9 protein-coding genes and 1 pseudogene are annotated in these 13,333 nt (G+C 67.5%); 8 read left to right on the top strand and 2 right to left on the bottom strand.

What is annotated here, in order from left to right:
• Window positions 1–145: 145 nt before the first annotated feature.
• From tpiA to ACFSGX_RS09090, 3 genes and pseudogenes are all read left to right on the top strand, one after another.
• On the top strand, window positions 146–895 hold the full coding sequence (gene tpiA / locus ACFSGX_RS09100) for a triose-phosphate isomerase (protein ID WP_380929265.1): 750 nt from the start codon (window positions 146–148) through the stop codon (window positions 893–895).
• A 74-nt stretch (window positions 896–969) separates the two neighbouring features.
• Window positions 970–1,365: pseudogene (secG, locus tag ACFSGX_RS09095) on the top strand (preprotein translocase subunit SecG); the annotation flags it as partial.
• A gap of 392 nt (window positions 1,366–1,757) precedes the next feature.
• Window positions 1,758–3,392, top strand: a complete 1,635-nt coding sequence (locus tag ACFSGX_RS09090) for a CTP synthase (protein WP_380929263.1) — start codon at window positions 1,758–1,760, stop codon at window positions 3,390–3,392.
• A gap of 281 nt (window positions 3,393–3,673) precedes the next feature.
• Here ACFSGX_RS09090 and ACFSGX_RS09085 read toward each other — a convergent pair whose 3' ends face one another.
• Window positions 3,674–3,841, bottom strand: a complete 168-nt coding sequence (locus ACFSGX_RS09085; RefSeq protein WP_157175761.1) for a hypothetical protein — start codon at window positions 3,839–3,841, stop codon at window positions 3,674–3,676.
• A 409-nt stretch (window positions 3,842–4,250) separates the two neighbouring features.
• Between ACFSGX_RS09085 and proS the strand changes: the two genes are divergently transcribed.
• From proS to dnaE, 5 genes are all read left to right on the top strand, one after another.
• Window positions 4,251–5,567 carry a proline--tRNA ligase gene (gene proS / locus ACFSGX_RS09080; RefSeq protein WP_380929261.1) on the top strand — a complete coding sequence of 439 codons (1,317 nt, stop codon included), beginning with the start codon at window positions 4,251–4,253 and terminating at the stop codon, window positions 5,565–5,567.
• A 127-nt stretch (window positions 5,568–5,694) separates the two neighbouring features.
• Window positions 5,695–6,945 (top strand): lipoprotein-releasing ABC transporter permease subunit, encoded by a 1,251-nt coding sequence (locus ACFSGX_RS09075; protein ID WP_157175763.1) that lies wholly within the window; start codon window positions 5,695–5,697, stop codon window positions 6,943–6,945.
• Window positions 6,946–6,958: 13 nt separating this feature from the next.
• Window positions 6,959–7,639, top strand: a complete 681-nt coding sequence (locus ACFSGX_RS09070; RefSeq protein ID WP_380930023.1) for an ABC transporter ATP-binding protein — start codon at window positions 6,959–6,961, stop codon at window positions 7,637–7,639.
• Window positions 7,640–7,663: 24 nt separating this feature from the next.
• The gene (locus ACFSGX_RS09065) at window positions 7,664–8,290 is read left to right on the top strand and encodes a LysE family translocator (protein WP_380929259.1); all 627 of its coding nucleotides are present in this window, start codon (window positions 7,664–7,666) and stop codon (window positions 8,288–8,290) included.
• Window positions 8,291–8,592: 302 nt separating this feature from the next.
• The gene (gene dnaE / locus ACFSGX_RS09060; RefSeq protein WP_380929257.1) at window positions 8,593–12,087 is read left to right on the top strand and encodes a DNA polymerase III subunit alpha; all 3,495 of its coding nucleotides are present in this window, start codon (window positions 8,593–8,595) and stop codon (window positions 12,085–12,087) included.
• Between the two features lie 134 nt (window positions 12,088–12,221).
• Here dnaE and ACFSGX_RS09055 read toward each other — a convergent pair whose 3' ends face one another.
• Entirely contained in the window at window positions 12,222–13,298 is a 1,077-nt protein-coding gene (locus ACFSGX_RS09055; protein WP_380929255.1) for a PA0069 family radical SAM protein, read from the bottom strand.
• Between the last annotated feature and the right edge of the window lie 35 nt (window positions 13,299–13,333).

Here is a 13,333-nt window from a genome sequence, read left to right as displayed (position 1 = left end):
CAGCTGAAACAAGATGGTCGCTCTACCGGCGCGGGCGGTGCGCGGCAAGGCGCGCGGGGCGGGGGGTGGGCCGTGCCCGGCGGATTGTCATTGCGGGCGGAACCGACCAAGACGACGGCATCACGAGCATGCGCTGGGAGGCTAGATGCGACGGACGTTGATCGCGGGCAATTGGAAGATGAACGGCAGTCGGGCGGCATTGGCCGAACTGGCCGGGATGGCGGCCGCGGCGGCGGAGCATCCTGGGGTGGACGTGGTGGTGTGTCCGCCCGCGACATTGATCGCGGCGGCGCGTGACGCGCGCAGCGACGTGATCATCGGTGCGCAGGATTGCCATGCGGCGGCGGCCGGGCCGTATACGGGCTGCCTGTCGGCGGCGATGCTGATCGAAGCGGGCGCGACGCTGTCGATCGTCGGGCATAGCGAGCGCCGGACCGGGCAGCACGAGACCGATGCCGAAGTGCGCGCCAAGGCGATCGCGGTCATGGCGGCAGGGATGACCGCGATCGTGTGCGTCGGCGAGACCGAGGCGCAGCGCGATGCGGGTGATGCGATGCCGGTCGTGGCGGCGCAGGTTGCCGGTTCGGTGCCGGACGATGCGACCGCGGACCGGCTGGTCGTCGCGTACGAACCACTATGGGCGATCGGGACCGGGCGGGTGCCGTCGATCGCCGACGTGACCGAGATGCACGCGATGATCCGGACGCGGTTGTCGGCCAAGCTGGGCGCGGAGACGGCGGCGGCGGTGCGGATCCTGTACGGCGGTTCGATGAATGCGGGGAATGCCGCGGCGTTGCTGGCGGTGGCGGACGTCGACGGCGGGCTGGTCGGCGGGGCGAGCCTGACCGCGGACGCGTTCGTGCCGATCATCCGGGCGGCCGCAGCGCTCGGTTGATGCGCGCGCGTTGATTCGCTAAGCGCCGTGACAGCACGCGCCGGCGGCGCATCCCCAGACAGATTGCGGCCTCAATGTTCACCTTCCTTCTCATCGTCCACGCCATCATCGCCGCAGGGCTAGTCACCGTCATCCTGATGCAGCGGTCGGAAGGCGGCGGGCTGGGCATGGGCGGCAGCCCGTCGGGCCTGATGAGCGCGCGCGGGGCGGCCGATTTCCTGACCCGCGCGACGACCGTGCTGGCGAGCGCATTCGTGCTGATGAGCATCCTGCTGGCGGTGATGGCGACGATGTCGCGCGCGCCGAGCACGATCGATGCGTCGCTGGCGCGGCGCCCGGCACCGGTCGCAGGTGGCGTACCGATGGCGGGCGAGACGCCGGCGCCCGGGGCCGATCCGGTTGCGGCAGCTGCGGCGGCGGGTGCGGTGGCACCGAGCGCGTTGAGCAACGGTGCGGCGGCGATCACCGATACGCCGATCACGAACCCGCCGGCGACGGTGCGGACCGACCCGACCGCAGCCGCGACGCCGCGTCCGGCAACGCGGGCGGCCGAACGTGCCACGCGGCGCGAGCGTCCGGCGGCAGAGCGGACGCCTGCAGCCCGGGCCACCACGCCGACCGCGCAGTCGAGCACGACGCCGACGCTGCCGATCATCACCGCACCGGCCCCGACGACGCCGAGCAACTCTTCGGGTCAGTAAGGACGTTTTCCCATCGCGGTGGGCTTCCGATGGTCCGCCGCGTTTGGAGGATCTCGCGGCGTATCGCGGTGACGATCGCCGTTCCATCCACAGCTAATGTCGGTCGTGATGGAGTCGGGGCCTTGCCGTCCCCCACGTCGGGTCGCTAACGCGATACTCCCATGACACGGTTTATTTTTATCACCGGTGGCGTGGTTTCGTCGCTCGGAAAAGGCCTCATGGCCGCAAGCCTCGCGGCGCTGTTGCAGGCGCGCGGCTACACGGTGCGGATCCGCAAGTTCGATCCGTACCTGAACGTCGATCCGGGGACGATGTCGCCCTATCAGCACGGCGAGGTCTATGTGACCGACGACGGGGCGGAGACCGACCTGGACCTCGGCCATTACGAGCGGTTCACCGGCGTGCCGAGCCGGCAGTCGGATAACGTGACGTCGGGCCGGATCTACCAGACGATCATCGCCAAGGAACGGCGCGGCGACTATCTGGGCGCCACGGTGCAGGTGATCCCGCACGTGACCGACGCGATTAAGGAATTCGCGCGGGCCGATACCGACGACCTGGATTTCGTGCTGTGCGAGATCGGCGGGACGGTGGGCGACATCGAATCGTTGCCGTTCATGGAGGCGATCCGCCAGCTGCGGAACGACCTGGGCCGCGACCGGACGTCATTCGTCCACCTGACTTTGGTGCCGTACATCGCCGCCGCGGGTGAGCTGAAGACCAAGCCGACGCAGCATAGCGTGCGCGACCTGACCGCGCTGGGCATCCAGCCCGACGTGCTGGTGTGCCGGTGCGACCGTCCGCTGCCCGACAGCGACCGCGCGAAGATCGCGCTGTTCTGCAACGTGAAGAAGGAAGCGGTGATCCCGGCGCTGGACGCCAAGACGATCTACGGTGTTCCAGTGCAATATCATGTCGAGGGGCTCGACCGCGCGGTGCTCGACTCGTTCGGGCTCGACACGTCGGCGACGCTCGACCTGTCGCGCTGGACCGAGATCGAGGAGCGGCTGAGCCTGCCCGAGGGCGAGGTGACGATCGGCGTGGTCGGCAAATATGTCGGGCTGCAGGATGCGTACAAGTCGTTGCACGAAGCGCTGGTCCATGGCGGGATCGCCAACCGGGTGAAGGTGCATATTCGCTGGCTGGATGCGGAGCTGTTCGAGCAGGATGCTGACGGGCTTGCGGCGCAGCTGGAGCCGCTGCACGCGATCCTTGTGCCGGGCGGGTTCGGCGAGCGCGGGTCAGAAGGCAAGATCGCCTCGGTCCGGTTCGCGCGCGAACGCAAGGTGCCGTATTTCGGGATCTGCCTGGGGATGCAGATGGCCTGCGTCGAAGGCGCGCGGAACACGGCCGGGCTGGCCGATGCGTCGACGACCGAGTTCGGCGCGACGGCGGAGCCGGTGGTCGGGCTCATCACCGAATGGATGACCGAGGCGGGGCTGCAGACGCGCGCCGCCGGTGGCGACCTGGGCGGGACGATGCGGCTGGGCGCCTATGACGCGAAGCTGGCCGACGGGAGCCGGGTGGCCGGGATCTACGGCAGTGATGCGATCACGGAGCGGCACCGCCACCGCTACGAGGTGAACGTGCATTACCGCGAGGCGCTGGAGAAGGGCGGGCTGGTGTTCTCGGGCATGTCGCCGGACGGCGAGCTGCCCGAGATCGTCGAGCGGCCGGATCATCCTTGGTTCGTGGGGGTGCAGTTCCATCCGGAGCTGAAGTCCAAGCCGTTCGCGCCGCATCCGTTGTTTCAGAGCTTTATTGCGGCGGCGGTGGCGCAGAGCCGGTTGGTTTGAGGCTTTAGGTCGGGGCGCATTCCGCGCTGCCTTTGAAAGCGTAAGTTCCCCGGCGGAGGCCGGGGCCTAGGTGAAGCGGTGGCGTCTAGGCCCCCGCCTGCGCCGGGGAACTTTCGAGGTCTGGTAAAGGACTGGCTGGACGGCGAAATTGCGCTTGGTTCAAGCTCGATCCCCGCGTCTGCGGGGATACCATTGCGGTCGGCATCTGCCTTGAACGTAGCTGGACGTGAATGTGGGCGCGTCCCGTTCGAGGCGCGCCCACATTCATTCAGCTTTGAGGCTCAGGCCTGCGTGACGGTCGCGTCGATGCCGCCGGTGACGGGGACGTCGGACGGGTTCGGGACGACCGGGTCGCTCGGCGTGGGCGGCGTCGGGTCGACCGGGGTCGGGACCGGGACATCGACGGGCATCGTGCCGGGGACTTCGGGGACGGGGGGCTGGCTGGCCATGGGGCGTTCCTCTTCTCGTGTTGAGAAGGGTTAACGCAGGAGGCAGCATCGGGACGCATCGGCGGGTTTAGAAAAGCAGGTAAGCCTGTAAAAGCAAACGTCCGAGCCGTTTCCGACCCGGACGCCTGCGTGACGATCGCTCGTCAGCCCCCATTTTTTAGCCTGGGCTCTCATGTGACCGCCCCCTGACGATCGCATGGGCTCCGAAGGCCTCCCCGAACCATGGCGTTGCCTGTGTTCGTGCAACCGGATTACGCCGCGATGAACGGTCTGTCATCCGCCGTATCGCCCCTGGTGTGCGAAAGGTGGCACCCTGTGTCTGGGTTGCAACAATATCGCCGGCTTGTCGGGGCGGGGGCGGCGTTCTAGAGCGGTTTCGCCCCGTCAACGGCCCGGATACCCAAGTTCGATGCGTCTTTCCCGTTATCTGTTGCCCGTAATGAAGGAGTCGCCCGCCGACGCCCAGATCGTCAGCCACAAGCTGATGCTGCGCGCGGGGCTGGTGCGGCAGACCGCGGCCGGAATCTATGCCTGGCTGCCGCTCGGGCTGAAGGTGCTGCGCAATATCGAGCGGATCGTGCGCGAGGAGCAGGATCGGTCCGGCGCGGTCGAGATGCTGATGCCGACGATGCAGTCCGCCGAGCTGTGGCGGCAGTCTGGGCGGTACGACGCCTACGGACCGGAGATGCTGCGGATCACCGACCGGCACGACCGCGAGATGCTGTTCGGGCCGACCAACGAGGAGATGGTGACGTCGCTGTTCCGCGATGCCGCGCGGAGTTACCGCGACCTGCCGCGCACGCTGTACCATATCCAGTGGAAGTTCCGCGACGAGGTGCGGCCGCGCTTCGGCGTGATGCGCGGGCGCGAGTTCCTGATGAAGGACGCCTATTCGTTCGACATGGACGAGGCGGGCGCGCGGCACAGCTACAACCGCATGTTCGTCGCCTATCTGCGGACGTTCGCGCGGATGGGGCTGCGCGCGATCCCGATGCAGGCCGATACCGGGCCGATCGGCGGGGACCTGTCCCACGAATTCATCGTGCTCGCCCCGACGGGTGAGAGCGACGTGTTCTATCATTCGAACTGGGATGCCTCGGCCGAACCGGCGGAGGTCGATTTCGACGATGCGGCGGCGTTGCAGGGCGTGGTCGACGGCTACACGCAGGATTATGCCGCCACCGACGAGAAGCGCGACGAGGCGCGCGAGGCGGCGGCGGGCGACGCACTGCGCCAGTCGCGCGGCGTCGAGGTGGGGCATATCTTCTACTTCGGCACAAAATATTCGGCCTCGATGGGGCTGGCGGTGCAGGGCACGGACGGGACGCCGGTCAACCCGCATATGGGCAGTTACGGGATCGGGGTCAGCCGGCTGGTCGGCGCGATCATCGAGGCGAGCCACGACGATCGCGGGATCATCTGGCCGGATGCGATCGCGCCCTATGCGGTTGGGCTGATCAACATGCGGGTGGACGATGCGGGCTGCACCGCGGCGGCGGACGACCTGTACGCGCGACTGCAGGCGGCGGGGATCGAGACGCTGTACGACGATCGCGACGAGCGTGGCGGGGCGAAGTTCGCGACGATGGATCTGGTCGGTGTGCCCTGGCAGATCGTGATCGGGCCGAAGGGGATCGAGAAGGGCGTCGTCGAGCTGAAGCGACGGGCATCGGGCGAGAAGGTCGAACTGAGCGCCGACGAGGCCTTGGCGCGGGTGCGGGGGTGACGCTTTCGTCCGTGCCCGAGACATTGTCCGTCATCCCGGCGCAGGCTGGGATCTCCCTGCGGCTTGGTCCCACCCGGCCTAAGGGAGATCCCGGCTTTCGCCGGGATGACGCCCTGTGGGGGGCGTCATGATCCTGAACCGCTACGAGCGCATGATTGCGAAGCGCTACCTCCTACCGGGCAAGGGTGAGTCCTTCATCTTCCTGGTCGCGTCGATCAGCATGATCGGGGTGATGCTGGGCGTCGCCGCGCTGATCACCGTGATGAGCGTGATGAACGGGTTCCGCGCGGACCTGTTCGACAAGACCGCGGGGTTGAACGGCCATGCCGTGGTGCAGGGTTATGGCGGGTCGCTGCCCGACTGGCGCGCGATCGTGCGGGAAGCGCGGGCGACGCCGGGGGTGACGGAGGCGACGCCGCTGATCGAGCAGCCGCTGATGGGGAGCCTGAACGGCCGCGTCGCGGGCATTCTGGTGCGCGGCATGGAGATGCGCGACATCACCGGCAATCCGCTGATCCGCGACAATATCGTTGCCGGCAGCCTGGCGAACATCAAGCCGGGGTCGGGCGAGGTCGCGATCGGCGCGCGGCTGGCTGAGACGCTGGGCGCGTCGGTCGGCGCACCGATCACGGTGATCAGCCCGCAAGGCCAGACGACGCCGTTCGGCACGCTGCCGCGCTCGGTCGGCTATACGGTCGGCGCGATCTTCGAGGTCGGGGTGTATGATTACGACAATGCGTTCGTGATCATGCCGATGCAGGACGCGCAGACTTTGCTGATGCTGGGCGACAGCGTGAGTATGGTCGAACTGGTCACCACCAATGCCGACAAGGTGCAGGACATCGTCAAGCCGCTGGTCCCCAAGATTGCGGGCCAGGCGGAGATCCGCGACTGGCGGCAGAATAATGCCGCCTTGTTCGAGGCGCTGAGCGTCGAGCGCGTGGTGATGTTCTGGATCCTGTCGCTGATCATCCTGGTGGCGGCGTTCAACATCCTGTCGTCGCTGATCATGCTGGTGCGCGCCAAGACGCGCGACATCGCGATCCTGCGCACGATGGGCGCATCGCGCGGGGCGATGATCCGGATATTCATGACGGTGGGCGTCACGGTGGGCGCGCTCGGCACGCTGGCGGGCGTCGCGCTGGGGTTCATCCTGCTGTATTTCCGGCAGGGGATCGTCGACGGGGTGCAATATCTGTCGGGGCAGAATCTGTGGGATCCGTCGATCCGGTTCCTGACCGAAATGCCCGCGCGGACCGACCCGGTCGAGGTGTTCGCGATCATCGCGATGGCGATCGGTTCGACGTTCCTGTTCACGCTGTACCCGGCGTGGAAGGCGGCGAGCACGGACCCGGTGCAGGTGCTGCGTTATGAATGATGGGGTTCGCGGCATGACCGACGTGCTGACAGTCACCGGCCTGAAGCGCAGTTTCGTGCAGGGCGACGTGACGATCGAGGTGTTGCGCGGCGTCGACCTGACGGTCGGAGCGGGCGAGATCGTGGCGCTGGTCGGGCCGTCGGGGTCGGGCAAGTCGACGATGTTGCAGGCTGTCGGGCTGCTCGAGGGCGGGTTCGAGGGATCGATCCGGATCGCGGGCGAGGAGGCGGCGCAGCTGGACAGCGACGGGCGGACGCGGGTGCGGCGCGACGCGCTGGGCTTCGTGTACCAGTTCCACCATCTGCTGCCCGATTTCTCCGCGGCGGAGAATGTCGTGCTGCCCGCGCTGATCCGCGGGGGCACGCGGGCTGAGGCGCAGGCGCGGGCCGAGACCTTGCTGACCGCGCTGGGGCTCGGCCACCGGCTGTCGCATCGGCCGAGCCGGTTGTCGGGGGGCGAGCAGCAGCGTGTCGCGGTGGCGCGTGCGCTCGCCAACCGGCCGAAGCTGGTGCTGGCGGACGAGCCGACCGGCAATCTGGACGAACATACCGCCGACATCGTGCTGGGCGAGTTCCTGCGGCTGGTGCGCGGCGAGGGCTCCGCGGCGCTGGTGGCGACGCACAACGAACGGCTGGCCGCCAAGATGGACCGCGTCGTTCGGTTGCACGAGGGGCGGGTGAGTGTCGTCTCCTGACGCTGCGCGCGTGGGGTTGATCGCGTGACGCTGCACGTCTGGTGGCTGTTCGTGCTGGCGGTGGTCGTGCTGTGCGGCACGCCGGGGCCGAACATGCTGCACGTCATGACGCGGAGCGTCCGGTTCGGCCTGCGGCGGAGTCTCGCTGCGATGGCGGGGTGCCTGGTGGCGCTGGTCATCGTGCTGTGCGCGTCGGCCCTGGGGTTGAGCGCGGTGATGATGGCGTCGCCGTGGCTGTTCGGGGTGTTGCGTTATGTCGGCGTCGCGTACCTGCTGTACCTCGGCATCAGGGCGTGGCGAGGCGGGGATGCGCCGCTGGATGTCGGGTCGGGCGCGATCGGGGCTTATGGGTCCAGCGCGCAGCTGTTCCGCGGCGGGTTCGCGATCGGGATCAGCAACCCGAAGCTGCTACTGTTCGCCGCCGCCTTCCTGCCGCAGTTCGTGGATCGGACGCAGCCGCAGGGGACGCAGTTCGCGATCCTGATCGCGACCTTCGCGGTGGTGGAGGCGGGCTGGTACGCGATCTACGCGACGGGGGGTGCGAAGCTGGTCGCGTATCTCGACCGGCCGGCGGCGATGCGGGTGTTCAATCGCGTGACGGGGGCGCTGTTTATTGGTTTTGGGGTGGCTTTGCTCGGGGTGCGGGTCTGAGCTTCTGAGTTACGCTGGTTTCGCGGTTGGCTTCTCGGCTTCGCTCGAAGAGGCCCTCGATTTCCCTCGGGATGGACGAAAGTACAACCCCGTTTCGTTCGAGCTTGTCGAGAACTCAGCGCGGCGTTCTCGACAGGCTCGAACCGAACGGCGTAGGCGTTGAGGGGAAAAAAATAAGGTGACCCAGAGCCCTCGTGATCCGGATCGCGTTTCTCCTGGCATGTCACTGACTCGTCGCATTCTTTGCGCGTGGTCCGCGTCGCGCTCTTTCACGAATCGTTCCTGCGCCCCATAGGGTGGGGATGCCGCACAACGCCTTCGTACCGCTCCGGATTTTCTCCGCCTTCACGATGCTGGAGGGGGCGATCGAGCCGAAGGCGATCGCGACGCAGGCGCGCAAGCTGGGGTTTCCGGCGGCCGCGATTACGGACCGCAACGGGCTGTACGGTGCGATGCCGTTTTGCGAGGGGGCGACCAAGGCTGGCGTACAGCCTATCGTCGGCGCGTTGCTCGGTGTGTGCCGGCCGGGGATCGCGGCGGGAAAGCCGGCGGTCATCGACTGGCTGGCGCTCTATGCGCAGGACACGCAGGGTTACGACAATCTGTGCGCGCTCGTTTCGGCGGCGCATCTCGACCGGCCGGGGCATGAGGATGCGCATGTGCCGATGGCGTATCTCGACGGGCGGACGGACGGGCTGATCGCACTGACCGCGGCGGGCGAGGGTGCGCTGGCCCGGATGTTGGCGGAGGAGCAGGCGGACGCGGCGGCGGACTATGTCGAGCGGCTGGAGGCGTTGTTTCCGCAGCGGCTCTATATCGAACTGGCGCGGCGCGGGCATGAGGTGGAGGAGCGTGCGGAGGCGGCGCTGCTGGCGATGGCCTATGCGCGCGACCTGCCGATCGTGGCGACGAACCCGTCCTGTTTCGCCGAGGCGGATTTTCATCCCGCGCATGACGTGATGCTGTGCATCGCCGGGTCGGCGTATCTAGAGACGGAGGAGCGCAAGCGGTCCTGCGTCGACGACTGGATGAAGCCGGCGGACGAGATGCGGCGGATGTTCGCGGACCTGCCCGAGGCGATCGCCAACACGCTGGTGGTGGCGCAGCGTTGCGCGGTGATGGCACCGACGCGGAAACCCATCCTGCCCAGTCTCGCCGGCGACCGCGAGGGCGAGGCGACGATGCTGCGCGACGATGCGCGCGCGGGGCTGATCCAGCGGCTGGAAAAGGCCGAGGCGGCGGGCGCCCCGCGGCCAGGTGAGGGATCGATCGCGGAACGTTATCCCGACTATTTCGAACGGCTCGATTTCGAGCTGGACGTCATCGTGAACATGGGATTCCCGGGCTATTTCCTGATCGTCGCCGATTTCATCAAATGGGCGAAGGAGCAGGATATTCCGGTCGGCCCGGGGCGTGGATCGGGTGCGGGTTCGGTGGTCGCCTGGGCGTTGACCATCACCGATCTGGACCCGCTGAAGCTTGGCCTGCTGTTCGAGCGGTTCCTGAACCCGGAACGCGTGTCGATGCCCGATTTCGATATCGATTTCTGCGAAACGCGGCGTGGCGAGGTCATCAGCTACGTCCAGGCGAAATATGGTCGCGACCATGTGGCGCAGATCATCACCTTCGGTCGGCTGAAGGCGCGCGCGGTGTTGAAGGACACCGGACGCGTGCTGCAGATGAGCTATGGCCATATCGACCGGCTGGCCAAGCTTGTGCCGAACCATCCGACCGATCCGTGGACGCTGGACCGCGCGCTGAACGGCGTGTCCGAACTGGCGGCGGAATATCGCGAGGATGCGCAGGTCCGGCGGCTATTCGACCTGGCGCGCAAGCTGGAGGGCCTGCCGCGCCATTCGTCGACGCATGCCGCGGGCGTGGTGATCGGGGACCGGCCGCTCGACCAGTTGGTGCCGCTTTACCGCGATCCGCGGTCGGACATTCCGGTGACGCAGCTTGACATGAAATATGTCGAGGCGGCCGGGCTGGTGAAGTTCGATTTTCTCGGGCTGAAGACGCTGTCGGTGCTGCAGAAGGGCGTGCAGATGCTGGCCAAGAACGGCGTCGAGGTGGATCTCGGCACGCTCGGCTGGGACGATCCGGCGGTCTATGCGCTGCTGCAGAAGGGCGACACGGTCGGCGTGTTCCAGCTGGAATCCGAGGGGATGCGGCGGACGCTTGCGGCGGTGCGGCCGACCAATTTCGGTGACATCATCGCACTTGTGTCGTTGTACCGGCCGGGGCCGATGGACAATATTCCGATGTTCGGGGCGCGCAAGAACGGGCGCGAACCGATCGAATATCCGCACCCGTTGCTCGAGACGATCCTGGGCGAGACGTACGGAATCTTCGTCTACCAGGAACAGGTGATGCAGGCCGCGCAGATCCTGGCGGGCTATTCGCTGGGCGAGGCGGACATGCTGCGCCGCGCGATGGGCAAGAAGATCCAGGCGGAGATGGATGCGCAGCGCGCTGGGTTCGTCGACGGATGCCTGCGCGTGAACGGTATCCCGGCGGCGCAGGCGAACACGCTGTTCGACTTGATCGACAAGTTCGCCGGCTATGGCTTCAACAAGAGCCACGCGGCGGCCTATGCCTTGCTGGCGTATCAGACCGCGTGGCTGAAGGCGCATCACAAGCCGGAATTCTACGCCGCGTCGATGTGTTACGACATGGCCCTGACCGACAAACTGGCGATCTGGACCGACGATATGCGGCGGATGGGGGTCGCGTGCCGTGCGCCGTGCGTGAACGCGTCGGATGCCGAGTTCTCGGTCGAGGACGGCGAGGTGCGGTTCGGGCTGGGCGCGTTGAAGGGTGTCGGCGAAAAGGCGATGGAATTGCTGATCGCCGAACGGGCGGCGAACGGGCCGTTTGCGGGGCTCGATGATTTTGCCGGGCGGGTCGATCCGCGGCTGCTCAACCGGCGGCAGCTGGAGGCGCTGGCGGGCGCGGGCGCGTTCGACGGCATCGCGCCGGACCGGGCGAGCGTGTTCGCCGGCGCGGAAACGGTGTTGGCGCATGCGGCGAGCGCGCTGAACGAGCGCACCAGCGGGCAGGGTGGGCTGTTCGGCGATATCGGCGGGGGTGCCTCGTCGATCCGGTTGCCGAAGGCGGAGCCGTGGACACTGGCGGAGCGGATGGCGGCGGAGAAGGAGGCGTTCGGCTTCTATTTCTCGGCGCATCCGACCGATCGGTACCGCCATATCGCGACGGCGCTGGGCGCGCGGAGCTTTTCCGAACTGTCGAGCTATCCGCCGACCGTCGATGGCGGGCGGAGCGAGGCGCGGATGGCGTTGCTGATCGAGAGCGCGGGCTGGCGCACATCCGCGAAGGGGCGGCGGTACCTGATGGCCACCTGTTCCGATGCGTCGGCGCAGTTCGTGGCGACATGCTTCGACGACGAGATCGCAGCGGACCTGGAGGGTGCGGCGCGGACCGGAAGCTGCGGCTTTGCGCGGGTCGAGCTGGACCGCAAGGCGGGCGAAGAGACGCCGCGCGTGACGATCAAGCATATCCGGCCGTTCGAGGAAATGCAGGGCACGACCAAGCTGAAACTGGTCGTGTCGATCGCCGATCCGGGTGCGGTGGCGGCGCTGGCGCGGATTTGTGCCGGTGCGCGTGGCGGGCGCGGGGATGTGGTTGTGAATGCGGCGGTCGAGGGCGGGGTCGCGGAACTGCGCGTGGCGCGGGACGTGAAGATCGATGCGGAACTGGCGGCGCTGATCGAGCGGGTGCCGGGGATCGATGACATTCGGTTGTTGGCCGGTGAGGCACCGTTGGCTTTGGCTTCTTGAGGTCTTCGTTCTAGCCCCTCTCCTTTAGGGGAGGGGTTGGGGTGGGGGCAACAGCACCACGAATCCAACGTCGCAGTAGTGAAGCGGTCAGCCCCACCCCAACCCCTCCCCTGAAGGAGAGGGGCTAAGAAAAGTTAGAACAACGACAGCTGCGGTCCGCTTGGTGCCTTGAAAAGATCGCAGCGGAGGTCGGGCTTGATGTGGCCGAGCCCGTGGCGGCGGCAGGCGATGCGGAAGCGGGTGCGAAGCAGATCGGCCCAGGGGCCCTGGCCGCGCATCCGGGCGAAGAAGTCGGGGTCGTTGTCGCGGCCGCCACGGATCGACTGGATCGTCGCCATGACCTTGGCCGCGCGGTCCGGGTGATGTTCGTCGAGCCAGGCGCGGAACAGCGGGGCGACTTCGTTCGGGAGCCGGACGGGGAGGAAGAATGCGCCGCTCGCGCCATGTTCGGCGGCGGTCTCGAGGATCGCCTCCATCTCGTGATCGGTGATGTGCGGGATCACGGGGGCGAGCGAGACATAGGCGGGGATGCCGGCGTCGGCGAGCGCGCGGATCGCGGTGAGGCGGCGCTTTGGGTGCGGCACGCGTGGTTCGAGTGTGCGGGCGATGGTCGAGTCGAGCGTGGTGACCGACACAACGACCGTCGCGAGGCCGTCTGCCGCCATGGGGGCGAGCAGGTCGATATCGCGCACGACGCGGTCGGACTTGGTGGTGATGGTAAGCGGGTGGCGCGTTTCGGCGAGCACCGCGATGCAGGCGCGGGTCAGCCGCCAGTCGCGCTCGATCGGTTGATAGGGATCGGTGTTGGTCCCGAACGCGATCGGCCGGACGACATAGCCGGGCTTCTTAAGTTCGGCGCGGAGCAGGTCGGGCGCGTTGGGCTTGGCGAACAGCCGCGTCTCGAAATCCAAGCCGGGCGACAGGTCGAGATAGGCGTGGCTGGGCCGCGCGAAGCAGTAGATGCAGCCATGCTCGCAACCGCGATACGGGTTGATCGAACGGTCGAACCCGATATCGGGCGACTGGTTTCGGGTGATGATTGTGCGGGCCGCCTCGCTCGTGACCGTCGTGCGGAGCGGGGGGGCGCCGCCGTCGAGCTCCTCGCGCGCGTCGAGCCAGTCGCCGTCCGCCTCGCGCGCGGGCAGCGCGAACCGCTTGCTCGTCGCGTTGACGGTGGCGCCGCGGCCGCGCTGGAGTTCGGGGGAACGCATTGACGCAGCGTAGCGGATCGTGGAGAACGTATCAA

Origin of the sequence: Sphingomonas arantia, assembly GCF_042682045.1 — a bacterium.
Taxonomy (GTDB): Bacteria; Pseudomonadota; Alphaproteobacteria; order Sphingomonadales; family Sphingomonadaceae; genus Sphingomonas_R; species Sphingomonas_R arantia.
The sequence above is the reverse complement of the archived record's forward strand: the minus strand, read 5'-3'. Positions and strand labels throughout refer to the sequence as shown.